Source organism: Corynebacterium spheniscorum (genome assembly GCF_900113445.1).
GTDB lineage: Bacteria > Actinomycetota > Actinomycetes > Mycobacteriales > Mycobacteriaceae > Corynebacterium > Corynebacterium spheniscorum.
In genome coordinates, this window is the sequence record NZ_FOPJ01000003.1 from 242,555 (window position 1) to 265,881 (window position 23,327).

General features: G+C 58.3%; 22 protein-coding genes. 5 read left to right on the plus strand and 17 right to left on the minus strand.

All coding sequences use genetic code 11. The annotated features are described in order from the left end of the window. Positions 1-171: 171 nt before the first annotated feature. From BMZ01_RS03920 to ctaC, 14 genes are all read right to left on the minus strand, one after another. Positions 172-684, minus strand: coding sequence for a polyadenylate-specific 3'-exoribonuclease AS (locus BMZ01_RS03920; RefSeq protein WP_092284631.1), 513 nt, complete (start codon positions 682-684; stop codon positions 172-174). A gap of 88 nt (positions 685-772) precedes the next feature. Then, the gene (locus BMZ01_RS03925; RefSeq protein ID WP_177180050.1) at positions 773-1,996 is read right to left on the minus strand and encodes an acyltransferase family protein; all 1,224 of its coding nucleotides are present in this window, start codon (positions 1,994-1,996) and stop codon (positions 773-775) included. A gap of 186 nt (positions 1,997-2,182) precedes the next feature. After that, positions 2,183-2,923, minus strand: coding sequence for a lysophospholipid acyltransferase family protein (locus tag BMZ01_RS03930; RefSeq protein ID WP_092284635.1), 741 nt, complete (start codon positions 2,921-2,923; stop codon positions 2,183-2,185). Further along, complete coding sequence (locus BMZ01_RS03935) at positions 2,913-3,923, minus strand: ROK family protein (RefSeq protein WP_244887581.1); 1,011 nt, start codon at positions 3,921-3,923, stop codon at positions 2,913-2,915. Before BMZ01_RS03935 ends, BMZ01_RS03930 begins: the two co-directional genes overlap by 11 nt. Positions 3,924-4,077: 154 nt before the next feature. Beyond that, a complete protein-coding gene (locus tag BMZ01_RS03940) occupies positions 4,078-5,181 on the minus strand; it encodes a glycosyltransferase family 4 protein (protein WP_092284639.1) in 1,104 nt (367 codons plus the stop codon). Between the two features lie 21 nt (positions 5,182-5,202). Then, positions 5,203-6,267 carry a C40 family peptidase gene (locus BMZ01_RS03945; RefSeq protein ID WP_223845869.1) on the minus strand — a complete coding sequence of 355 codons (1,065 nt, stop codon included), beginning with the start codon at positions 6,265-6,267 and terminating at the stop codon, positions 5,203-5,205. Between the two features lie 216 nt (positions 6,268-6,483). Continuing rightward, complete coding sequence (locus BMZ01_RS03950; protein ID WP_092284641.1) at positions 6,484-7,104, minus strand: C40 family peptidase; 621 nt, start codon at positions 7,102-7,104, stop codon at positions 6,484-6,486. Between the two features lie 51 nt (positions 7,105-7,155). After that, on the minus strand, positions 7,156-7,386 hold the full coding sequence (locus BMZ01_RS10990) for a hypothetical protein (protein ID WP_143067437.1): 231 nt from the start codon (positions 7,384-7,386) through the stop codon (positions 7,156-7,158). 455 nt (positions 7,387-7,841) lie between these two features. Beyond that, a complete protein-coding gene (gene qcrB, locus BMZ01_RS03955) occupies positions 7,842-9,470 on the minus strand; it encodes a cytochrome bc1 complex cytochrome b subunit (RefSeq protein WP_092284643.1) in 1,629 nt (542 codons plus the stop codon). Then, positions 9,470-10,690: a cytochrome bc1 complex Rieske iron-sulfur subunit gene (qcrA, locus tag BMZ01_RS03960; RefSeq protein ID WP_092284645.1), complete on the minus strand. Its 1,221-nt coding sequence runs from the start codon at positions 10,688-10,690 to the stop codon at positions 9,470-9,472. The genes qcrB and qcrA overlap by 1 nt, the downstream gene beginning before the upstream one ends. Beyond that, positions 10,687-11,574, minus strand: coding sequence for a cytochrome bc1 complex diheme cytochrome c subunit (gene qcrC / locus BMZ01_RS03965; RefSeq protein WP_177180051.1), 888 nt, complete (start codon positions 11,572-11,574; stop codon positions 10,687-10,689). Before qcrC ends, qcrA begins: the two co-directional genes overlap by 4 nt. A gap of 63 nt (positions 11,575-11,637) precedes the next feature. Next, entirely contained in the window at positions 11,638-12,252 is a 615-nt protein-coding gene (ctaE, locus tag BMZ01_RS03970; protein ID WP_092284743.1) for an aa3-type cytochrome oxidase subunit III, read from the minus strand. A gap of 737 nt (positions 12,253-12,989) precedes the next feature. Continuing rightward, complete coding sequence (gene ctaF / locus BMZ01_RS03975; RefSeq protein ID WP_092284649.1) at positions 12,990-13,421, minus strand: aa3-type cytochrome oxidase subunit IV; 432 nt, start codon at positions 13,419-13,421, stop codon at positions 12,990-12,992. 21 nt (positions 13,422-13,442) lie between these two features. Continuing rightward, positions 13,443-14,531 (minus strand): aa3-type cytochrome oxidase subunit II, encoded by a 1,089-nt coding sequence (gene ctaC / locus BMZ01_RS03980; protein ID WP_092284651.1) that lies wholly within the window; start codon positions 14,529-14,531, stop codon positions 13,443-13,445. A 572-nt stretch (positions 14,532-15,103) separates the two neighbouring features. Between ctaC and asnB the strand changes: the two genes are divergently transcribed. Beyond that, entirely contained in the window at positions 15,104-17,026 is a 1,923-nt protein-coding gene (asnB, locus tag BMZ01_RS03985) for an asparagine synthase (glutamine-hydrolyzing) (RefSeq protein WP_092284653.1), read from the plus strand. A gap of 163 nt (positions 17,027-17,189) precedes the next feature. On the opposite strand, the gene BMZ01_RS03990 is transcribed toward asnB, so the two are convergent. Then, positions 17,190-17,534: a HesB/IscA family protein gene (locus tag BMZ01_RS03990; RefSeq protein ID WP_092284655.1), complete on the minus strand. Its 345-nt coding sequence runs from the start codon at positions 17,532-17,534 to the stop codon at positions 17,190-17,192. Between the two features lie 280 nt (positions 17,535-17,814). Between BMZ01_RS03990 and BMZ01_RS03995 the strand changes: the two genes are divergently transcribed. After that, on the plus strand, positions 17,815-18,546 hold the full coding sequence (locus BMZ01_RS03995; RefSeq protein ID WP_092284745.1) for a DUF3043 domain-containing protein: 732 nt from the start codon (positions 17,815-17,817) through the stop codon (positions 18,544-18,546). Positions 18,547-18,634: 88 nt separating this feature from the next. Next, positions 18,635-19,633: a nicotinate-nucleotide--dimethylbenzimidazole phosphoribosyltransferase gene (locus tag BMZ01_RS04000; protein ID WP_092284657.1), complete on the plus strand. Its 999-nt coding sequence runs from the start codon at positions 18,635-18,637 to the stop codon at positions 19,631-19,633. 53 nt (positions 19,634-19,686) lie between these two features. On the opposite strand, the gene BMZ01_RS04005 is transcribed toward BMZ01_RS04000, so the two are convergent. Continuing rightward, the gene (locus tag BMZ01_RS04005) at positions 19,687-20,790 is read right to left on the minus strand and encodes a branched-chain amino acid aminotransferase (protein WP_092284659.1); all 1,104 of its coding nucleotides are present in this window, start codon (positions 20,788-20,790) and stop codon (positions 19,687-19,689) included. Positions 20,791-21,039: 249 nt separating this feature from the next. Between BMZ01_RS04005 and BMZ01_RS04010 the strand changes: the two genes are divergently transcribed. Further along, positions 21,040-22,545, plus strand: coding sequence for a leucyl aminopeptidase (locus BMZ01_RS04010; protein WP_092284661.1), 1,506 nt, complete (start codon positions 21,040-21,042; stop codon positions 22,543-22,545). Positions 22,546-22,617: 72 nt separating this feature from the next. Here the strand turns inward: BMZ01_RS04010 and BMZ01_RS04015 are convergent, their stop codons facing one another. Beyond that, positions 22,618-23,019, minus strand: a complete 402-nt coding sequence (locus BMZ01_RS04015) for an oxidoreductase (RefSeq protein WP_092284663.1) — start codon at positions 23,017-23,019, stop codon at positions 22,618-22,620. Positions 23,020-23,187: 168 nt separating this feature from the next. On the opposite strand from BMZ01_RS04015, the gene BMZ01_RS11520 reads away from it, so the two are divergent. Continuing rightward, positions 23,188-23,327: biotin/lipoyl-containing protein (locus tag BMZ01_RS11520; RefSeq protein WP_425304775.1), on the plus strand; the 140-nt coding region annotated here is incomplete at its 3' end.

A 23,327-nucleotide genomic window follows, 5' to 3' on the forward strand; every position in this document is an offset into this window, starting at 1 on the left:
CACAGCAGTAGCAATTTCATTATGTGGAACACCCATGCCCGCTTATTCCCGTTCCTGCCCGGCTAAACCCCAGCAACACCGCACAGCCACGCCCGAGGACTCCCGAGAGTTCCCGAGCACCCTCGAGGATCTCCGAGCGCACTCGAGCAAAACCTACAAACCCACACTCCCCTAGTCCAGTACCTTATTGGACTTATCCAGGGGCAAATGTTGGGCAATTACTTTGAATTTCGCGACATTATGCCGCGCATCGGTAATAGCCTCATGGCTACCTTTGGGGGTACGCGGCAAGGGTGGGCGACCAGCCATCTCCCAATACTGGCGAAGCTCACGGGTATAGCGCGGCAATTGGGTGGGAAGATCCTTCATGCTCCCAAAAAGCTGGGCTAAGACCACATGGTCATATGCCCCAACCCAGGCCCATAGTTCCGGTCGCCCAGCGCCAGCTGGGGTGAGGAATTCCAGCACCTCTTGGCGGATGCGCTCTTTGGAGCGCCACACATCGGTTCCGGGGCTGGGCAGTTGGTTGAGGACGTGTTCGCGGACCCACGCGTTGGCCTTATGGGCATCAAAGTCGGTGGACACCGCATAGTATTCGCGGCCATCTTCCGCGACAATGCCGATAGACACCAGCTCGATGGTGGTGCCATCTTCGATGAACTCGGTGTCATAAAAGTAGCGCACGGCTGCGTTGGTCTCTCTTTTAAAGGATTATTTTCTGAGTTAGCCTAACGCACCGACACGCCTTTAAGCCTCATTGCCCCCAAGGCTCTTAAAGCCGCCGCGCCATCGAGTCGCCATAAGAGTCCCCAAAAGACTCACCTACCGGCTTCCCCACTGGCTTACCGACTCTCTTCCCCAACACCTGCGCACCATTGCTGGGCGTAGCAGTAGTTCTGGCGGCATGCCGGGTACTCCACCAACCCCACAGGCTCGGCGGTGTGAGGCTCCACCCCACAATCGGTAGGCGTGAAAGCCCATGGAACACCAGGCCACCAACTAGGCCCACCACTACCAGGATTAGCACCCACGTGGTGGTGCGGCTCATCAAGGAGTCAGCATCCGCGCGGATGACCATGCCGCTACCCAACGCCAGGTAACCAAACACGATGGTGTTGCCAATGGGGTGCGCCAAATAGAGCGGCAAGGTGTGGCGGCCTAAGAATTGCAGTGCCTGGGAGAGCACCGGAATATGCGCCAACCAAGCCACCGCCAGAATGCCGGCAGGCAACACCAGCAGTTTAATCAGCAGCATGGACACTATGTGTAGCTCCTCGTAGCCCAGCATCACGGTTCCAGGCATAGGGATCGCATGGATAGAATCCGCTGGCAGAACACTCCAGAAGAAAAACAGCCCATACCCGCACATAGCCATCAGCACCGATCGCAGGATCCGTGGCTTGTTGCGGTAGTGCGCAGCATGCACACTGATCAAGGGTCGCAAGCGGGTACCGGCAATAAAGATCGGCAGGTACAAGATCGCGGACCCAAGAAGGAAGTAGTTGCTATGGAAAGGCACCAAAAGCAGCGGGCTAAAGCCCACTAATAGTCCCGTGGTAGGCCGCAGGTTGCGGGTTAGCCACAGCACAATATTGAAGATCACCAGGGCGTAGAGGAACCAGAACATGTTCTCGCCGAAGAATATGTGCCATAGATAGGTCTTAAGCTCCGGCATTTCTTGGCCTTCATTGGCATGCAATTCCCGGAATTTCAGCCAGAGTTCAACTGGTACCCACGCCAGGTAGGGCACCACAAAAAACCACAGTCGACGGAAGAAGAGCTCCCCGAAGCTATAGTTCAGAATCTTCCCACTAAAATACCCACTCACCAGGAAGAATAGTGGCATACGCAGCGGATCAAGAAAGCGGTTTATCGCTGCGAGTGTGCTATCCATCCCATCTGGTACCGCCAAGCAGGCGTGCAGCAGGATCACCCCGAGAATAGAAATACCCTTCGCGATATCTGGCCATGCCAAACGCGCCTGGGGTTTGCTCACGACGCGCTGCACTTCCTTTGCTAGGGGCTGTGGGGTTTGGATACCTCGGGGTGCGATTACCGCACAATATGTGGAGGTAGTGCCTACCCTAGCTGGGCTAAAAGAAAAGTTTTAGTTAGCCAAGACTTAGCACATTGCCGCAGCTCACAAGACCAACGATTCGTAGTACCACCCCGCCCACACCAGCTAGTCCCGCCAGGGCTCCGCACCTTCTGGGTAGCCATGCCCAGCCTCCAAAGAGGCCTTCACATCCGAGGCGTAATAATCCACATAGGGTTTACCCGCCATCTTCGCCAAAGTGTGCATCACATGGTCAGTCAGCTGCCGCGGCGCACCGCGATCATCCATCGCAATCCCGCGCTCTTCGCAGAACTTCTGCGGATCAATCGGCTCACCGATCTTCATGTACACCTTCTTCGGCCGCGGAATCCAGGAGCCAATCGGGTTCGCCTCGCGGCTGCCAATCATCGCGACCGGCACAATCGCCACCCCGGTGTTCAGCGCAATGCGTGCCATCCCGGTGCGCCCGCGATACACCCGACCATCCGGGGAACGCGTCCCTTCCGGATAAATCCCTAACGCATCACCGCGTTTGAGCACCTCAGTACCGGTATTCATCAGATCTTCACCGGCGCTTTCCGAGGTGCGGTCAATCGGGATCTGCCCCAGTGCGGACATAAAGCTGCGCTGCACCCAGCCAACAAACCCCGGCGCGGTGAAGTATTCAGCTTTCGCCGGGAAGGTAATTTCTCGCGGGCACACCAACGGGAAGAAGAAGGAATCCATCACCGCCTGGTGGTTGGATGCCAGAATCGTCGGCCCACTGGTGGGAATATTCTCCAACCCAGTGGTTTTAGGGCGGTTATATACCCACAGGAAGGGCCCAATAATAATGTTCTTGAAGAGGAAATACCATTTATTCCGCATGGGGAGTCTCCTGTGTTGGGCCGGTAATGGGTGCTGCCGCCGAAACGCCCACGCCCACACGCGCACTGCTGGGAGAGGTACTCTCAGCCTCGGCACGCACCAAGCGTCGAGCTAAGTCAGCCACGCCAATCATACCTGCGTCCGCCCCAAGGTCCGCGGTCGCAATCTTCGCCAAGGGGCGGTGCCCCGCCCCAACGATCCTTTCGCTGAAATACGCCCGCGCGCGATCCAAATACAGGTCCGCGGCACGCGATACTCCCCCACCAAGCACAATCAATTCCGGATCAATCACATCAGCCACAATCGCCAAGGCTTCGCCCAACCAATAGGCAAACTCCTCCACCGCAGCAACCCCCAAAGGATCACCCTCCGCGGCCGCTTCGGTCACCATCGCGCCATTAACTTGGCTGGGATCTTCCCGCAATTGCGCAATCAACGGTCCGGTACAAAAACGACAGGACTCCGCCAATTCCTTCAAGGTCTCCACCAGCGCGGTGCCCGAACAATAACGCTCCAAACACCCACGCTTACCGCAGGGGCAACGCCGCCCACCTGGCACTACCGGCAGATGCCCGAACTCCGGTGCGGTGCCATAGGCTCCGCGGAAAATCTCCCCTTTGCTCATAATTGTGGCGCCAATTCCGGTACCCACCGCCAAAAGCACCCAATCCTCTACCCCACGAGCCGCACCGTAGGTATATTCCCCCCATGCCGCCGAGTTGGCATCATGCTCCAAACGCACCGGCAAACTCAAAATCTCACTCAAATGTTGGCGCACCGGCGCATCTCGCCACGGCAGGTGCGGGGCAAAGCGCACCACCTCGCACTCCGGATCCAAAAACCCGGCGACCGCCAGTCCCACGGCATCAACCTCAAAGTCTTTTCTTAAGCGACTCACGAGATCGTGTATCCCGGCATCCATACCCGCCTCGGTATCCGGGGTGCGCAGGCTTGCCGCACGTAATATTTTTCCTTGCGAGTCGACCACCCCAGCCCGCATATTGGTACCGCCAATATCGAATCCGATAGTGAGCGTCTCTCGGGCTGTGGGTAGGAGTTTTTGATCCGACACGGTTCTTAAGGTGTCCTGTCTAGGTGCGACGTGCGTTCTGGGCATCTGGGCACTGCCGTGAGCTAAATCGGCATCCGGAATATCATACCTTGAGCACTGTTCTTAACTGTTCAGACATCCTTTGGGATGACCAGACCGTCACCGCATGTTCTCGGCCGGCACGCCCCATCCGTGCCCGTCGCTGCGGATCCCCCAATAGCGTGATGATCGCACTAGCTAGCTCTTCCAGGTCACGTCCATCAACCACTATCCCGCTATCCGGGGTCAGGGTTTCTGGGGCGCCACCAGAATCCCCGGCGATCACCGGCACACCACTTGCCTGGGCTTCTAAGTACACAATGCCCAAACCTTCCACATCAATCCCACCTAGCCGGGTACGTGCCGGCATGACGAAGATATCGGCGCTAGCGATGAGTTCTCGCATCCTGCTGACGCTGGTGCGGCCGGTAAGTGTCACCCCTTCGGTGTGCTGCGCTAGTTTCTTTAGCCCCCGCGCATAGGGCCCATCACCAACGATGCTTAGTTCCGCTGTTGGGAAGTGTTCTCGGACTTCTGGCCACACCTTAATCAAGGCGTCCTGGCCTTTACGCCGTACTAGGCGGGAGACACACACCACCTGTGGGGTTTGCCCGCGGAACTCGGTGCCGGGGTGTGTGAGTGGGCGGAAAGCCTCGGTATCTACCCCACTGGGTAGTGCCGCGTAGTGCGGGTGTTCCCCAAAGGCGCCGCGGATCCGCTTGAGCGTGTATTCCGAGATATAGGTGATCACATCGCAGTGCGCGCCAATGCGGGCAAGTAGTTGGCGGGCTCCGGGGATCATCGCCCACCCCACCTCATGGCCATGGGTGGTGGCCACTATATGTGTTGCTCCGGCCTCACGGGCGGCTTTGGCCATCAGCCCCAGTGGCGCGGCGGCCCCGAACCATACGGTGTCGATCTTTTCGCGTTGGATAATACGACACATTTCGCGGGTGGTTGCTGGGGTGGGCAGCATGATTTTCCGGGGCCAGCGGATAACGCGGTAGTCCTGTGCCGCATCGAATTGTGCGGCTGCATGCTTATTCTGCGTGGAAGCAAACACCACGGTATCTGCCGGGTTCAGGGCTGCAACAAAGTCCCTCAAGTAGGACTGGATGCCACCTAGGGTTGGTGGGAAGTCATTGGTGACCAGCAGAACACGAGTCATAAGAGCAAGAGGCGGCTGGGTCTAGTAGCGCGCTGCCCCAGCAAAGGGCATGGAATCTAGGGGCACCACCTGTACGGGGATACCATAGTCCGAGGCGTGCACAATCTGCCCATTGCCCACATAGATACCCACGTGGGTGACCCCTGGGTAGAAGCCCACCACATCTCCGGGTTGGAGTTGATCGCGGCTAACCGGGATGCCGCCAGCTACCTGAGCTTGGGAGGTACGCGGAATGCTCTTGCCCTGTTGGGCATAGGACCACTGCACTAGCCCGGAACAGTCAAAGACATTCGGGCCGGTAGCGCCCCAACCATAAGGTGCACCCAGGCGGGTCATAGCAGCATCCACCACACCAGAGGTGCCGGCGAAGTTCTCCAGGCCGGCGGTAATGGGGCCATTCTTCTGGATCCAGCGCAGGCGGTCATTGACATTGAGGGAGTCCACGCGGCGCTTGACCTCTTCGGTGCGGCGCTCGAGCTCTTCGCGTTGCTTATCGAGTTCTTCGTGCTGCTTTTTAAGGTCATTGAGCTGGAACTCAGCCTGCGCAGCGGCACGCGCAGCATCGGTATGTGCTTCTGCGGCCTTTTCGGTGGCTTCACTAAGCCCCTTCACGGCATCTTCAGTGCGCCGCGCCAAGGTGGTCAGGTAGGCGGCACGGTCAATGGCGGTTTGAGGGTTAGAGGCGCCCATGGCGTTGGTAATCGGGTCGATGATGGAGCCACGGTATTTCGCCCCGGCCACAATATTGACTTCGCCTTGGAGGCTCTTTTCCCGTGCAAGGGCTTTATCGGCGCGCTGGGTGGCTGCGGCTACTTCTTCGCGCTTGCCTTCTAGTTCCTTTTCGGATTCAACGATGCGGTCTTCTAGCGCCTTGACTTCTTCGTTCTTGGCGTTGGTTTCATTAGAGATCGCTTCGACTTCTTTGATCAGCTCATCAACTTCATCGGCGCGCACACTAAAACCAGCTGGGGCTTGTAGAACCGTGGGGTTAATGATCGGCACGCCGCCTAGGATCAGGCCGGCGCCAAAAAGCGCAGCGGCGTAGCTGCGGAAACGTGTCGATGTTGAACCCGATTGCGGTGCCAAGAGCGGTACCCGCCTCACTTTTCTTTCAAACTTAGAAGTACCTTGGGTGGGAAATCTTCTATTGACTATAGGTCGCCTAGCGCTCGCTAGAAAAGATCCCCAGCACCGCCGTAACTGGTGTGACTACTGAGGATTCTGGGGTGAGCTTGTGGGCATGAGAAAACCCCCTTGCCGCTGGCGCAGGAAGAGGGTGTTTTCGCTGTAGCTGCGTGAAGCTTAGAAGCGCACGGCCGAGTGGATCGGCATGTAGTTTAGCGGGCGCTCACCGACGGTGCTGCCTTCATTAAGGGCATCGATGATCATGCCATTGCCGGCGTAGATGGCGACGTGGGAGGCGCCACCGTAGTAGGCGACGATGTCACCGGGCTGCAGGTCGCTGATGGCAACCGGGGTGCCGGAGTAAGCCTGGCCCTGGGAAGTACGCGGGATGGACTTGCCAACCTGCTGATAGGCCCAGGAGGTCAGGCCGGAGCAGTCGAAGACGTTCGGACCAGCGGCACCCCAGCCGTAGGGGGCGCCGATGCGGGAGCGGGCGGCATCCACGATGGCCTGGCCAACGGAAGCAGCCGGGGCGGCGTAGGTGGCGGAACCGCCAGGGGCGGCGGGTACGGCACCCTGAGCAGAAAGCGAGGGGATCCACTGATCAATGCCGGCAACATTTTGGATGCCGGGGATGTTTTCAATTCCATCAACCTGGAAACGAATCTCCGTGTTGGGGACGACAACCTCTGCCGCGTTGGCGGGGGCATTCACAAGTGCGGTAGCGCCCACCGCAATAGCGGAGGCCTGAGCCACCCGACGAGCGGCGGTGGGGTTGTGACGGCGGTGCTTTGCCACGGATAAATCTCCAAATCTTCCAGTGCGCCTACCGGGCCTTAAGGAGTTGTCTTAGAACAACCCGCAAAAGGTTGAGGTAAGAATCCCGGCCTCATCGATCAGATGAGGATTGGCAGTAGGTTTGCTGATGTGCTGCAGACGTTGCTGCAATGTCTCGGCAAGGTTACGAAATTGCAACGACGGATGTCCAACCGACACACCGAGATCAACACGAAACCCGGGCGTTATCGACTTGTTATCAATTTCGGTGGGTTGTGTGGTCTTGGAAAGCTTTGCCGACACCCTGAATACCCCTAAGGGTCAATCCCCTAGTTGACCTGGCGTGATGGTAGGAGCATTTTGGTGACACATTGTTGAACAGCGCTTTTGCTGGCCGCGCGCCTGGCAAGAGTGAATTAAAAAGATGACCTTGGACACAGGTTGTTAAGGTTTCTCCCAATTGCCCCTCCGGTCACATGCTCAAAACAAGGGTGTGAGCGGGGAGTTGGTGGGCTGGGTATGAGAGAACGGGGCCCAGATAAGCGCTATGCGCGTGTGAGGGCCTGTTAGCGCGGCAGAGCGGGGGCTGTGCGCCTTATGGGGGTGCGGGGCCTGCAAAGGGTGGAATGCGGGGCTCGGGGAAGCATAAGCGACGTGTGGAGCTTATTCCTTATATATAAGGAGGAGAAAACGCGCGAATCCCCCGAGGCCGACCCTGTGGGTGGCTTCGAGGGATCTGGTGAGCGCAGTTGGGTGAGTTAGTCCAGGTGGCCGTCGCGGCGATCTTTGTCGCGGTTGGCGGCTTGGAGCTCCTCGTACATCCGCTTTTCTTCGAGCTCGTTTTCGTGCTCGATGGCGGTGGTGCGCTCGACGATGGAGGCATCGTCGGGCTTGATGAGGGAACCGCGGCCGGGGCGACCGGAGAAGCCGAGTTCGTTCATCTGCTTCGGGACCTTGGCGCCAGCATAAGGCAGCGGGATCGGGTGGCCATGGTCGTCGACCGGGCCGAGCGGCTGGTGGACCTCGATGAAGGCACCATTGGGCAGCTGCTTGATGATACCGGTTTCGATGCCGTGCTCTAGGACCTCACGGTCGGAGCGCTGCAGGCCAATGCAGAGGCGGTAGGTAACGAAGTAAGCGACCGGCGGCAGCACGATCAGGCCGATACGACCGACCCACGTCATCGCGTTCAGCGAGATCTGGAAGTGGTAAGCGAAGAGGTCGTTACCGCCAGAGAGCGTGAGCAGGAAGTAGAAGACCAGAGCCATGACACCGATGGAGGTACGCACCGGAACGTCACGCGGGCGCTGCAGGAGGTTGTGGTGGGCGTCGTCGCCGGTGATCTTCTTTTCAATGAAGGGGTAGGCGAAGAGCAGCACAACCAGGATGCCCAGCATCACGGCAACCCAGAAGATGGCCGGGATGGTGTAGTTGCCGAGGTAAAGCTCCCAGGCGGGCATGACACGGGCAGCACCGTCAGTCCACAGCATGTAGATATCCGGCTGCGAACCTGCGGAAACCTGCGAGGGGTTATAGGGCCCCAGGTTCCAAATGGCGTTGATCGAGGTGATACCAGCCAGCAGGGCGAGGACACCAGCGGTCAGCAGACCGAAGGCCATGCCCTTGAAGGCGAACAGCGGCATGATGCGGATACCGACAACATTGTTTTCGGTACGACCCGGTCCGGGGAACTGGGTGTGCTTCTGGTACCAAACCAGGGCGAGGTGCGCGGCGATCAGGCCGAGGATGATGCCCGGGATGATCAGCACGTGGGCGATATAGAAGCGGTCCAACATCAGGTCGGAGGGGAAGTCTCCACCGAAGATCAGCCAGTGCATCCAGGTGCCGATGATCGGCAGGCCAACCACAATGGCGGACATAATGCGCAGACCAACACCGGAGAGCAGGTCATCCGGGAGGGAGTAACCCATGAAGCCTTCGGCGATGCCGAGGAGCAGCAGCACGCAGCCGATGATCCAGTTGGCTTCACGCGGGCGACGGAAAGCGCCGGTGAAGAAGATGCGCATCATATGGACCATCATGGAGATGACGAACATCAATGCGGCCCAGTGGTGCATCTGGCGGATGAAGAGGCCACCGCGAACTTCGAAGGAGAGGTTCAGTGCGGTTGCGTAGGCGCGAGACATCTCGACACCATTCAGCGGCAGATAGGCACCGTCATAGATGACCTTGGTGATCGAAGGATCGAAGAACAGGGTCAGGTAGACACCGGTTAGCAGCAGGATGATGAAGCTGTAGAGAGCGATCTCACCCAGCATGAAGGACCAGTGGGTCGGGAAGACCTTATTGATCTGACGGCGCATGCCGGCCGCCATGGTGTAGCGGGAGTCGACATTGTTGCCGATTTCTGCAAGTTTGTTACTCATTAGGACTTACGCTCCCAGAATGCCGGGCCGACGGGCTCGATGAAGTCGCCCGCGGCGATGAGGTAACCCTCTTCGTCAACGGTGATCGGCAGCTGCGGCAGTGCACGGGCGGCGGGGCCGAAGACCGGCTTGCCGTAATGCAGGGCGTTGAACTGCGACTGGTGGCACGGGCACAGGATGCGGTTGGTCTGAGCCTCATACAGCGAGGTCGGGCAACCAATGTGCGTGCAGATCTTGGAATAGGCGTAGTAATCGCCGTAGTGGAAGTCTTCCTGACCTTCGCGCTCGATAACCTTCTCGGCATCGGAGGTGCGCAGGCGGATCAACATCACAGCGTTACGGGGGCCGTGGATGGAGTGCATGTGGTGCTCGTAGACATCACGCTTGGGGTCGTAGAGTTCACCATCGTTTACTTCGCTGGCGGGCAGCGGGAAAACGGTTTCCATCGAGGCGGCAGCGAGATCTTCCGGGCGCATACGCACCAGGCGCGTAACACCCGTGGTCGACCAATGCGAGCCGGTTTCGGTGGTGTGCTGTTCGGCGATGGCGCCGGTATCGCGACCGAGGTAAAGCTTCACGCCTTGGTCGTGGAGGCTCCAACCGGAGGTCCACAAAGTGCCATCACCCTGGATGCCCATTTCACCGCGCTTCCACGGATTCTTGATCATGCCACCCAGCGGAGCAGCAATAACCAGGCCCATGAGAACAGCGCCGGTGCCGAGCAGGCCCTGCAGGACCTTGCGGCGGCCCAGGGTGGAGGTCTTCCAGGAGTCATTCAGAAGAGCAACCACAGTGCGACGGTCAACTTCATCGGAAGGACCATCGTGACGGCGTTGCACCGAGATTTCCTGCGGCAGCATGTGCTTGACATACAGCACCACGGCGAAGCCGAGGGAAAGAATGGTCAGACCGGAGGTAACGCCGAGCAGCGGGGTGTACAGGGTGTACATCCACAGACCTTCGTCACCGTGACCTTTATAGTGCCAGGGCCAGAAGATGTAGACGCCGAGGAAGGCGATGGCCATAACGATGGAGAGGACCAGCCAGAATCCCACTGCGCGGACCACGCGGCGCTCGGCCGGGTCATTGGCAATCGGGAAGCGCTCCTTGCGGAACGCAACGGTCACGCCATCAAGTTCAGTGCCCAGGCGGGCGAGCTCATCATTGCTCATGGCATTGAGCTCTTGCTGGGTGTATTCCTTCTTGGTTTCGTAACTCATGAGCGAGATCCAATCCACAGAGCGGCCGCGACCAGCACAACGATGCCGATCATCCACATGAACATGCCTTCAGACACGGGGCCGAGACCACCGAGGCTCCAACCACCCGGGCTGGGGGTTTCCTTGGAGGCCTTGATGAAGGCGATGATGTCCTTCTTCTCATCAGCAGAGAGCTGACGATCGGAGAACTTCGGCATGTTCTGAGGACCCGTGAGCATGGCCTGGTAGATCTCCTGCTCATTGGCCGGGTCAAGGTAAGGGGCATACTTACCGGAGGACAGCGCGCCACCACGACCGGTGAAGTTGTGGCAGGATGCGCAGTTCAGGCGGAAGAGGTCGGAGCCACGGGCCACGTCGGCGGGATCAATCTGGCCGTCGTAGTTGGAGCCGCGGAGGCTTTCCATGGCGAGGCTGCCGTCCTCGTTGTACACCAGAGAGGGGCCGCCACCATTGGCAGCGACATAGGCGGCCATGGCCAGAGCCTGGTGCTCGTTATAGCGAGGCACCTTGCGCTCGGCCTGCGCATCATTCGACATCATCGGCATACGGCCGGAGTGCACCTGGAAGTACACTGCGCCATCACCGACACCGATGAGTGAAGGACCGCGGCCTTCGACACCCTGTAGGTTTTCACCGTGGCAGGTGATACAGGCGACGTCGTAGATGTCCTTACCCTCTTGAATTAGGGCTTGGTCGTCCTTCTGGGCGGTTGCGACCTGGGCGTCAGGGGTGAATACAGAGGCAAGAACGCCGGCACCGGTGAGGCCGAGGGTCAGTGCAAGGGCCCCGGCTGCCGTCCGGCGGACCTTGCGGCGGTTCTTGACCTTTTTAGCCGGTGTAGCCTGCGGGGCTACTCCGGAGGTCTTGGGGTTGGTTTCCATCATGTCCCTTAGAGATCGAGATCGGAAAGTGAGGGGGCTGTAGGCCGAAAGCTCGGCACTAGCGGCCTACTGAATGAGGTAGATGGTGATGAACAGGCCGATCCACACCACGTCAACGAAGTGCCAGTAATAAGAGGTCACCATCGCTGCAGTTGCCTGGGCCGGCGTGAACTTTGCCTTCTGGACCCTCAAAAGAACGACCACAAAGGCGAGGACACCTGCTAGCACGTGGGCTGCGTGGAAGCCGGTGGTGATAAAGAATGCGGATCCATAAACACTGTTTTGGATCGTGAGGCCGTGGTGCACCAACTCGGTGTACTCGAAGGCCTGGCCACAGAGGAAGATGGCACCTAAAGCAATAGTGATAAGGAACCATTTCCGAAGGCCGAAAACGTCACCCCTTTCTGCTGCGAAGACGCCGAACTGGGAGGTAATGGAGGAGGAAAGGAGGATGATCGTAATCGTCAGTGCGAAGCCCACCTTGAGGTGGCCCGACTGCTCGCTCCAATCCGCGCCCTGACCATTAGCACGCGAGGTGAAGTACATCGCGAAAAGTCCGGCGAAGAACATTAATTCCTGAGACAGGAACACAATCGTGCCGACACTGACCATATTGGGTCGGTTCAGTGCCGCAACACGTTGTGGTGCTGCCATACCTGGGTTTTGAACTGCGCTCGTCACGCCCTCAAGTATGGTCGGTCGAGCAGCTAAAGTCATGTCAGATCCCCCCGTTTTTTCAGTGTCAAACTTTTGGCTGAACTGTCATTCACCTGCGGTTTTGCAATCGGGAAAGATTGTGCTCAAGAATTTTCCACCCCCGGGGAACTTTCTTGCCTCGCCATCCGACTACTCACTGGAACTTATCTATGCAGGTCATGGGGCACTCTTCCGGGGGATCTATCGGGACGGGCGTACAGGCGGTGTAATTTAGGCCCGCCATAACGAGAAATCTGCCCCGGTCGGACACCTCAAGGAATAGTTCCAATTAGAGAGCGATGTCACACTTTCACAGGCTACAAACAGCCTGGTCTCATCCTTTCGGTTGACCCCTCAATCACGGCCTCTAACAGGGATTATTCACTTCTTAACACCGCCACCGACCCCCTTAAATCAGCGCTGAAGCTGTGTGGAAGCTGCAGCGCCAAAACTCTGGTGGAAGCGCAGCGCTAAGAAGGCCTTGCGGGTTGATGGGCACACACGGGCATCTCCGAGGATGTCTGTCCGCCCGTACACATTCTTCTTCCGCCCCGCACTCCCCTCCCCTAGTACTTTTCGGCGGAAGCAATTGAAGAAATTTCAGCTCAATTGTTTCTCGGCATGCGGGCCCCCAGAAACACTAAAACACCCAACCCCTTAGGAATAAGAGATTGAGTGTTTTTTAGTGCGGGCCCCAGGAAGGCGGGGCTAGCGGTTAATGCTTAGTGAGATTCCTTCGGCAGACCGTACTGCAGGTTCAGCTTGGCAACCGAGAAGACCAGCAGGGCCGCACCGAGCACGATCATCCAATAGTGGAAGAAGGCGATGCCGAGACCCAGGACAGCGATGGAGCCGGCCATAGCGGCGGGCCAGATGGAACCCGGGGAGAAGAAGCCCAGGGTGCCAGCCTTATCGGCGACTTCTGCTTCTTCCCAGTCTTCGGGGAGGATATCGCAGCGCACTTCGGTGAAGTGCAGGTAGCCGCCGAGCATGAAGGATAGGCCGGTGGCCAATGCCAGGCCGGTGATGCCGGCCCATTCGACCTTGCCGAGGTAACCATCTTCTTGGACGAAGTTGGTGGCCAGGATGTAGATGATGGTCATCAGGAGCATGAAGGCTCCGATGGCGTACATTGCCTTAGCGCCAGATTTCATGGTCTGTTACTCCTCGTCGCCTTAAGCGTTCTGGTTGTGGTCGACGTAGTTGTCACCATCGCGGGTGGCGGTACGACCAGAGTTGAACGGGTGGGTGCTGGTTGCGTACGGCTCTTGGCCGATCGACTTCAGAGCTTCAGAGTTCGGGGCTTCCGGATTCTTCATGCGGAAGTCGAGGTAACGGGTGAAGTCTTCCGGAGACACAACACGCAGCTCGAAGTTCATCATGGCGTGGTAGGTGCCGCACATTTCTGCGCAGCGACCAACGAAGGCGCCTTCCTTTTCGATCTTTTCGATCTGGAATGCACGCTGAGCCTGGTTAGCCTCGGGGTGCGAGTAGACGTCACGCTTGAAGAGGAACTCCGGAACCCAGAAGCTGTGGGAGACATCGCCGGAGGCGAGGTCGAACTGGATGGCGGTGTCAGTCGGGAGCACCAGGACCGGAACCTCATCGGTGGTGCCGAGGGTTTCGATCTTGTTGTAGCGCAGATAAGAACGGTCGTTCAGCGATGCGCCGTGAATCGGGTTATCGCCATTCGGGTCCACCTTGGAAGCTTCAGCTTCAGCCTGGCGGGCCGGGTCAATGCCGTCATAGTCAGAACCGGTGGGGCTGAGCTCAGCCGCAACCTGCTGGTAACCGAACTTCCAGTTCCACTGGAAAGCGGTGACGTCAACGGTAACCTTAGGGTCCTTATCCAAAGCGGTGACCCGCTCCTGGGTTTGGACGGTGAAGAAGAAGATACCCATGACGATGAAGATCGGGATGATCGTCAGGACCAGTTCTAAGGGAATGTTGTACTGGAGCTGCTTGGGGAATTCGCCCTTGCCCTTTTTCTCGGCCTTCTTGGCGGTCCAGCCGAAGATCGAGTAGATCATGATCGACCACATGATGATGCCGATGATCCAGGCAACGACCCAGATCCAGACCCAGAAGTTGCCCATTGCATGAGCTTCCGGGGTGATACCTTCTGGCCAACCCATACGCAGGAACTGGCCGAGCAGACCGCCAGGTCCGTCGACGTCACAACCAGCGAGGGTCAGCCCGCCGAGGCCAATTACGCCTGCGGTCAGGGCACGACGCCCAAAGCCACGCTCATTTCGCGTTTGCACGTGTGTCTGCCTTCCTGTCCACACAAAAATTGTTCTAACCAAGACTAACCCATAGAGCCTTTATCCCCATCTCGGGAAATAGCCAGGCTTCTCCAACTTCTGGCTGCTTATTCACAGCAACTCTTGGCAAAATAGGCGCTCTACGCGGAGTAGTCTGCATGAACCCTCAGCCACCAAGCGTCACAATGTAGCGGACCTCACATTTTCTTAGCGCGAACCTCATCCTAAGGGTTGACTCCTTTCGGGCGTGAATCACCCCCGTCGGCCCCCATCTCCGCCATGAGGAGATCAAAGTTGTACGTTCAACTCGCCCCAAAAGTGCCGCGATGTCGAGCTCATTTTGCGCAGCTCAGCGACTACTTTGTAGATCATCCTAAAGTTGGTCATTCCTCTACTCACTAAAGTTCCCGACCACCGTCGTCTCCCCCATGCCCACTGCCTTACGGAGCCAATTGCGGGAAGCTCAGCCACACGCTCTCGGAAAGGCAAGTACCGCGCCCCCTATGGCCCCGCGTATCGTGTTTGTGATTCCTAAAAATTTTTCCCCAACCGCGAGGAGGACCGCGAGCACTATGTGCGGGCTATTAGGCATGCTATCGGGCCACAGTGACGCCCCGAATTATGTGGACGCCATTAAAAGGGCATTGCCATGCATGCGGCATCGCGGCCCCGACGATGCTGGCACCTGGAATGACGATGACGTGGTCTTCGGTTTCAATCGACTCTCCATTATTGACTTGGAGCACTCGCACCAGCCGCTGCGCTGGGGGCCGCCGGAGAACCCGGAACGCTATGCGCTGACCTTTAATGGCGAGATCTATAACTATGTGGAGCTGCGCCAGGAGCTGCAGGAGCATGGCTATGAGTTCCGCACTTCCGGTGACTCCGAAACCATTGTGGTGGGTTATCACCACTGGGGCGAAGAGGTAGTGGAGCACCTACGCGGCATGTTCGCCATCGCGGTGTGGGATTCAGAAAAGCGCACCTTATTCTTAGCGCGCGATCAATTTGGCATTAAGCCACTGTTTTATGCCACCACTGATAAGGGCACGGTGTTTTCTTCGGAGAAGAAGTGCATCTTGGAGATGGCACCGGAGCTGGGTCTAGAACTGAACCTTGATCGCCGCGCGATTGAGCACTATGTGGACCTGCAATATGTGCCGGAACCGGAAACCCTGCACAGCCAGATTCGTCGCCTGGAGTCCGGCTGCACCGCCACGGTGTTACCTGGTGGTCAGGTGATGGATAATCGTTACTTCCGCCCGCGCTTTGAGGTCACCAAGGTGACAGCAGGTAAAGAGCAGGATCTTTTTGATCGCATTGCCCGCGTGCTAGAAGATTCCGTGGAAAAGCATATGCGCGCCGATGTGACGGTGGGTTCCTTCCTTTCCGGCGGTATTGATTCCACCGCCATTGCGGCGCTGGCAAAACGCCACAACCCGAACCTGCTGACCTTCACCACCGGGTTTGAGCGCGAAGGCTATTCCGAGGTGGATGTGGCCGCGGAATCCGCGGAAGCCATCGGGGCTGAGCACATTGTGAAGGTGGTGTCCCCGGAGGAATACGCCGAGGCCATCCCACGGATCATGTGGTACCTGGATGATCCGGTAGCGGATCCTTCGCTGGTGCCCTTGTACTTTGTGGCGCGCGAGGCCCGCAAGCACGTGAAGGTGGTGCTCTCTGGAGAAGGTGCAGATGAACTTTTTGGTGGCTACACCATTTATAAGGAGCCGCTTTCCCTTGCACCCTTTGAGAAGCTGCCCAGCCCGCTGCTCAAGGGCCTGAACCACCTGGGCAATATTTTGCCAGAGGGGATGAAGGGTAAGTCGCTGCTGCAGCGCGGCACCACGCCAATGGAGGAGCGTTACTACGGCAATGCGCGTTCTTTTAACTTTGAGCAGCTTCAGCGCGTGCTGCCCTGGGCGAAGCGCGAGTGGGATCACCGTGAGGTAACGGCCCCGATCTATGCGCAATCGCGCCATATGGATCCGGTGGCGCGCATGCAACATCTTGATCTTTTCACCTGGATGCGTGGGGATATTTTGGTGAAGGCCGACAAGATTAATATGGCCAACTCCTTGGAGCTGCGCGTGCCCTTCTTAGATAAGGAAGTGTTCCGCGTTGCCGAATCTATCCCGCATGATCTGAAGATCGCGCATGGCACCACGAAATATGCTTTGCGTAAAGCAATGGAGCAGATCGTGCCGCCGCATGTGCTGCACCGCAAGAAGCTGGGCTTCCCGGTGCCGATGCGGCATTGGTTGGCTGGCGATGAGCTTCATGGCTGGGCACAGGACACCATTAAGGAATCCCAGACCGGCGATATCTTCGATAAAGCTGCGGTGCTGGAGATGCTGAAGGAACACCGCGATGGGGTTTCTGATCATTCCCGTCGCCTATGGACGGTGCTGGCCTTTATGGTGTGGCACGGGATCTTTGTGGAACACCGCATTGATCCGAAGATCGAGAACCCGGATTACCCGGTGAATATCTAAAGCTCGGTTAGGGGCCTGGGCCTCCGGCAACCCAAGCAACACAAAGACCCTACCCTTCCGCGCTGATGCGGGAGAGCAGGGTCTTATCGTTTTGAGGGGTGCGGATGGGCGCGGACGGCGCACTGCACAGCGCACACCCGGGGCGCGCGCCACGCAGCTTCAGCTAGTTGAAGGAGTCACCGCAGGCGCAGGAACCCGTGGCATTCGGATTATCAATGGTAAAGCCCTGCGACTCAATGGTGTCGGCAAAATCGATGGTGGCGCCGCTAAGGTAAGGGATGCTCATCTTATCGACTACCAAACGCACCCCACCAATAATGTCGGCAACATCGCCGTCGAGGTTCCGGTCATCAAAATAGAGCTGGTAACGCAGCCCCGCGCAACCACCTGGTTGCACCGCGATCCGCAGCGAAAGGTCATCCCGACCTTCTTGGTCTAGCAGCGCCTTGGCTTTGGCAGCTGCCGCATCAGTTAAGTTCACACCGGTGCTTGTCGAGGGAGCGGTCATGAGTCAGATTCTCCTTATAGTGCCTAAAAATTATTTCTCAGCCCTCACACACGCGCCACCGCACTATGTGGGTACCGGGGCGCACAAGGTGCTGTATTTCCCCCATCATAGGGCGCGATCCGGAATCAGGCTATAGCTTTCAACGTCGCACCACGGTGTTTTTGTTCCCCGCACGGCCAACCACACACACAACCACAGCACCCTCATGCACCACTCCACACCAGACACCTAAAGAGGTCCTTAGCTCACCTTCGGGTGTGGTACTTGTAGCCTGGTGAGTGTGAAACTTCCCTGGCAAAAATCCGATGACGCCGCGCCAACCTCGGGCGACGCCCAGACGAGCGCCGAAAATACGGTGTCTAGCAGCACTAATGATCAGCAAAGCAGCACAACTGCCAAGCTCCCCAAGGGCTACACCCCGCCAAAGGGTCGTCCCACACCTAAGCGCCGCGAACGCGAAATCGAGCGTGGCATCGTCCGCCCTGCCGGCGGCAGCCTCCCCACCCCCAAGCAACAACGCGCGGAGCGCAAAAAACTCAAAGCCTCCATGTCGAAGGAGGAATGGAAAGAATATAAGCGCAAGGAACGCAGCGAACGCCGCCAACGCCAAATGGAAGCCCAGGCGGCCATGGATCGCGGCGATGAACGCTACCTCATGCCGCGCGATAAAGGCCCCGAACGCCGCTTCGCCCGCGACTGGGTCGACGCCCGCCGCTTCACCAATAACTTCGTGATGCCCGTGGCCCTCGGCCTCCTCGTGGTCATGCTGGCCGGCCAATTCGCCCCGAAATTCGCCTCCATCATGTCGCTTCTGGCCATGATGTTCATCATCGTCTTCGCCGTCGAAGGCTTCATCATCGGCCGCCGCGTCAACCGCGCTGTCCGCGCAAACTTCCCCGGCACCCTCGCCGCCGGCTTTGGCCTCGGCTTCTACGCCTACTCCCGAGCAACGCAGCCACGGAAATGGCGTTCGCCGCGGCCGCAGGTCGAGATCGGTGCGGACATCAACTAGGTCCCTTAAAGGTGCGGCACAGCTACAGCTATGCCGCACCTGGTATGTCCCCTCGGCCTGAATTTGCGAAGAAAGGATCCCGCTTAAGGTGAGTGCTGAATCAACGAGCGGCTTAACGGTCCCCTCCCCGGACATTGAGCGTGCCCAAGCAATAACCGCGGAATTATCCAAGCGTGGTTGGGGAACCCTGGCGCGAGCCGCCGGTTTCCTCGCCGGGCACGGTTTAACCCCAGAAGCCGCTGAGGGCCCCGATACGGACCCGCTTGCCATGACCCTGGTGGTCATCGCCGGTGATAATGGTCTTCCCCCGGAGTTAAGCCGCCACCGCGATGCCGATTACACTGCCCACGCTTTTAGCGAACTCACCAGCGGCAGCACCATCCTTTCCGATGCCCTACGCGATGCGCACTGCAGCTTAAAAGCCGTGGATGTGGCCATCGATCATGATGTGTGGGGCGATGAACGCGTAAGCCGCGCTGCCGCACCTATTGACCACGAAGACGCGCTTTCTGAAGAAGATTTCAAACGCGCCTTGGGCATTGGCCGCCGCATCGCCGATCAGCTTATCGATGCCGGCACCCGGGTTCTTGCCGCCACCACCCTAGGCCGCGGGGATTCCACCATTGCTGCCACCTTGATGGGTATTTTCACCCGCACCGAACCCGTGGCGGTAGCCGGCGCCCCCTACGCCATTGGCGATGATGCCTGGTGCCACAAAGTAGATGTCATCCGCAACGCCATGTTCCGGGTACGCGGTGATCTCACCCGCCCGCATGAGGTACTTCGCCGCGCAGGTTCCCCTTCCGCAGCAGTGCTGACCGGTTTGATCGCCCAAGCCGCCTCCCGGCGCACCCCGATTCTCATTGATGCCGCACTACCGGCAGTAGCTGCTTATTGTGCAGATCGCCTAGCCCCCGGGGCGGCACAATGGGTACTTCCCACCCAAGCCCCCACCGAACCGGCTGAGGAATTAGCGCTTCGCATTATCTCCGCCCAACCGCTAGTCGATATGGGCATCAGGTATGGCATGGGTGCCGGTGCTTTAGCCACCGTCCCGGTGCTCCGCCAAGCCTCCCGCCTGCTCTAACTACAACTGCCCTCCTCGCATCGAAATGCAAGGAGGGCAGTTCTCTGTTTTTCTTAAGCTTCTAGCAGGGTGTGCATCCAGCCGTGAGTATCTTCCACCTCACCGCGCTGAATCCCGGTGAGGGTTTCGCGCAGCGAAAGGCTAATCTCACCGGCATCGCCATCAGCGATCTTAAAATCACCATGCTGCGAGCGCACCGTACCCACCGGGGTAATCACCGCAGCAGTACCGCAGGCAAACACCTCAGTTAAAGCACCACTGGCAGCATCTTCTTCCCATTCTTGGGTGCTAATGCGGCGTTCAGTGGCCTTGTAGCCACGATCGCGGGCCAGCTGCAGCAGGGAATCGCGGGTCACACCGGGAAGCAGCGAGCCGGAAAGCTCCGGGGTGACGATCTCAGCGTTATCGCTTTCGCCATAAACGAAGAAGAGGTTCATGCCACCCATTTCTTCGACATAGCGGTGCTCGTGGGCATCCAACCACACCACCTGATCGCAGCCTTTCTCAGTGGCCTGAGCCTGGGCGGACAAGGAGGCAGCATAGTTACCGGCGCACTTTGCAGCGCCGGTACCGCCCGGGGCGGCACGCACATAGTCTTCACATAGCCACACCGACACCGGCTTGATGCCACCGGAGAAATAAGCACCAGAGGGGCTAGCGATCACCATGTAGGTATACGACACCGAAGGGCTAACCCCCAAGGTGTGTTCAGTGGAGATCATGAAGGGGCGGAAATACAGGGCAGCTTCACTACCAGCTTCCGGAACCCACTCGTGGTCCACCTTGATCAGTTCCTTTAGGGAATTGATGAAGTCTTCTTCCGGCAGCTGCGGCATCGCTAAGCGTTCCGCGGAACGCTGCATGCGGGCAGCGTTTTGGTCCGGACGGAAGGTGGCAATCGAACCATCCGGTTGGCGATATGCCTTGACGCCTTCGAAGATTGCTTGGCCATAGTGGAATACCGAGGTGGCCGGATCGACGTTCAGTGGACCATAGGGCACCACGCGGGCGTCGTGCCAGCCTTTGTCTACTGTCCAATCAATCATCACCATGTGGTCGGTGAAGTAGGTGCCGAAGTGCGGGTCGGCGAGGATCTCGGCGCGGCGTTCCGGGGAAGCGGCGTCGGCATTGCGCGTCACGGAGAATTCGAGAGACATGTGATCACCTTACAACGCATCCCCACCACCACGAGCCGTGGGGTCCCACGTTTTGAGATCAATTACCCGAATTTGTGGGATACCCGCACCCTAGACGCTATGCCAACACTAGAGACATTCCATCCCACCAGATGGGACTGTTATGCGCCGCACACTATTGGATCAGGGTGACTACACTAAGCCCCAGACTTCGCCCTGGCGCGAAAGCCCAAACCGAATTCCCCACAACATACGGAGGTTTCACCCTAAGTGAGCAGATTCGCATTACCGTGCCGCGGCCTATCCACCGCAGTTGAACTAGCCAGCGACGCCACCGCCCTACCCGGGGATCTCGATGCCCTTGTAATCCCCATTTTCGCCACCGATGACAGCGTAGAAATCCCCACCAGCACCACCAAGGTGCTCGAAGATGACCACGCTGAAGCACTATTGGGCAGCCTCAACGCGGTGGGTGCGAAGGGCAGTGCCGCAGAGATCACCCGCGTTCCCGCACCAGAAGGTGTCGATGCTGCCGCCGTCATCGCGGTGGGCCTGGGATCCGAAGCTGAACTGGATGCCGAACAGGTTCGCCGGGCCGCCGGTGCTGCTGCCCGAAGCCTCAACGGCTTAGAGCATGTGGCCACCACGGTAGGTGATTTCCACTTCCAGGCCGCCATCGAAGGCCTGATCCTGGGTGCCTACTCTTATGCGGGTATGCACAAGGAAGAACCCAAGGCTTCTGAGACCCCGGTCAAGAAGATCACCGTGCTCGCCGAGAACGCCGAAGAAGACTTTGAGCTCGCCAAGATCACCGCAGAAGGTGTCTGCTTTACCCGCGACCTGGTCAATACTCCTTCCTCGCATCTCTACCCGGAGTCCTATGCCGCCATCTTGGAAGAAGAAGCCACCAAGGTTGGTCTGGACATAGAGATCCTGGACGAACAGCAGCTCAAAGAACAGGGCTATGGCGGCATCATAGCTGTTGGCCAAGGCTCCCAGCGCCCACCGCGGTTGGTGCGCCTGACCTGGAACCCCGAGAACGCCACTAAGACCGTGGCTTTTGTGGGCAAGGGCATCACCTTTGATACAGGCGGTATTTCCATTAAGCCTTCTTCTGGCATGGAAGACATGATCTCCGATATGGGTGGATCCGCAGCAGTTGCCGGCACGGTGATTGCCGCGGCCCGCATGAAGCTTCCTCTGAAGATCACCGCCACCTTGCCGCTGGCAGAAAATATGCCCTCAGGTACTGCTACCCGACCCGGTGATGTGATTGCACACTATGGCGGAATTACCTCCGAGGTGCTCAACACCGATGCGGAAGGCCGCCTAGTACTCGCCGATGCGATTGCGCGTGCCTGTGAAGATGAGCCGGAATACCTCCTGGAAACCGCTACCTTAACCGGCGCCCAGATTGTGGCCTTGGGTGCACGCACCTCCGGTGTGATGGGTTCTGATGAGTTCCGCGATCGTTTTGCGGAGATTTCTCGTTCCATTGGTGAGCCGGCCTGGGCGATGCCGCTTTTGGAAGAACAAGAACAAGACATCAAGTCCCCCATTGCGGATATCCGCAATGTGTCGAATTCGCGCAATGCCGGCATGCTTTATGCCGGGCTCTATCTTTCGAAGTTCGTTGCCGAAGGTGTGCAGTGGGTGCACGTTGATATCGCTGGGCCTTCCTTCAACAAGGCCAGTGCCACCGGTTATCTTCCGGTGCGCGCCACCGGCGTGCCGGTTCGCGCTTTCCTGGCTACCTTGCAGGAATTAGCGAAGTAACTCGCAGCCTCAAATAAAAGAAGCTTCCGGCCACCCCCTTTCTCAGGGGCGTAGCAGAAGCTTCTTTTTTGCTCAGGGCGGGGTATCCGGTAATTCCCCGCGTTCAAAGGCTTCGCGACGTTGGCGTTGCTCCGCGCGTTTGCGCAAAATTCTTTCTCTTTCAATGCGTTTACGCATCCGCTGTGGGTACCCGGTTTCTTCCACGTCATACACCGGGCACCCAAGCATTTTGCTGAGTGCATCGATGCCTTTGGGGCCACCAATGCGGCGGCGAATGAACTCCCCGTTCTCATCGACTACGACCGCAGACATCTCGTTGACCAGGGTTTCTGGTTCAATGAATGCCTCGATGAAGGCGCGGCCGCGGGCCCAGGCTTTGAGCTCAGCGGCATCCTCCGTGCGGATTGTTTCCCCAGGGGCGCGCGGAGGGCGCAGGCTTGGTTTGGCGGATCGACGTCCGAAAAGGTTGAACACGTTCTAAGATTGTAGGGTGTATCGCCGTTTCCTTGGGTACACCCCAGACCGTGTACACCCCAAAAGTGCACTGACCCACCCAAGGCCCGATTATTTGAGCCTTAAGGGGTAGTCTCGGAGGGAACGGCAAAAATTAGACATAACACGACTTGCTAGGAGTCTTACACAATGGCGTTCTCTGTAGAGATGCCCGAATTGGGCGAATCCGTCACTGAAGGCACCATCACTCAGTGGCTGAAGTCCGTCGGCGACAAGGTTGAGGTCGACGAGCCCTTGCTCGAGGTCTCCACCGACAAGGTTGACACCGA

What these genes read in the sequence shown, in the direction of transcription:
- ctaF (WP_092284649.1), bottom strand. Translation starts at nt 13,421, where the DNA reads ATGAAATCTGGCGCTAAGGCAATGTACGCCATCGGAGCCTTCATGCTC.
- asnB (WP_092284653.1), top strand. Translation starts at nt 15,104, where the DNA reads ATGTGCGGGCTATTAGGCATGCTATCGGGCCACAGTGACGCCCCGAAT.
- BMZ01_RS03990 (WP_092284655.1), bottom strand. Translation starts at nt 17,534, where the DNA reads ATGACCGCTCCCTCGACAAGCACCGGTGTGAACTTAACTGATGCGGCA.
- BMZ01_RS03935 (WP_244887581.1), bottom strand. Translation starts at nt 3,923, where the DNA reads ATGCGGGCTGGGGTGGTCGACTCGCAAGGAAAAATATTACGTGCGGCA.
- qcrA (WP_092284645.1), bottom strand. Translation starts at nt 10,690, where the DNA reads ATGAGTTACGAAACCAAGAAGGAATACACCCAGCAAGAGCTCAATGCC.
- BMZ01_RS03930 (WP_092284635.1), bottom strand. Translation starts at nt 2,923, where the DNA reads ATGCGGAATAAATGGTATTTCCTCTTCAAGAACATTATTATTGGGCCC.
- BMZ01_RS03940 (WP_092284639.1), bottom strand. Translation starts at nt 5,181, where the DNA reads ATGACTCGTGTTCTGCTGGTCACCAATGACTTCCCACCAACCCTAGGT.
- qcrB (WP_092284643.1), bottom strand. Translation starts at nt 9,470, where the DNA reads ATGAGTAACAAACTTGCAGAAATCGGCAACAATGTCGACTCCCGCTAC.
- qcrC (WP_177180051.1), bottom strand. Translation starts at nt 11,574, where the DNA reads ATGATGGAAACCAACCCCAAGACCTCCGGAGTAGCCCCGCAGGCTACA.
- BMZ01_RS04005 (WP_092284659.1), bottom strand. Translation starts at nt 20,790, where the DNA reads ATGTCTCTCGAATTCTCCGTGACGCGCAATGCCGACGCCGCTTCCCCG.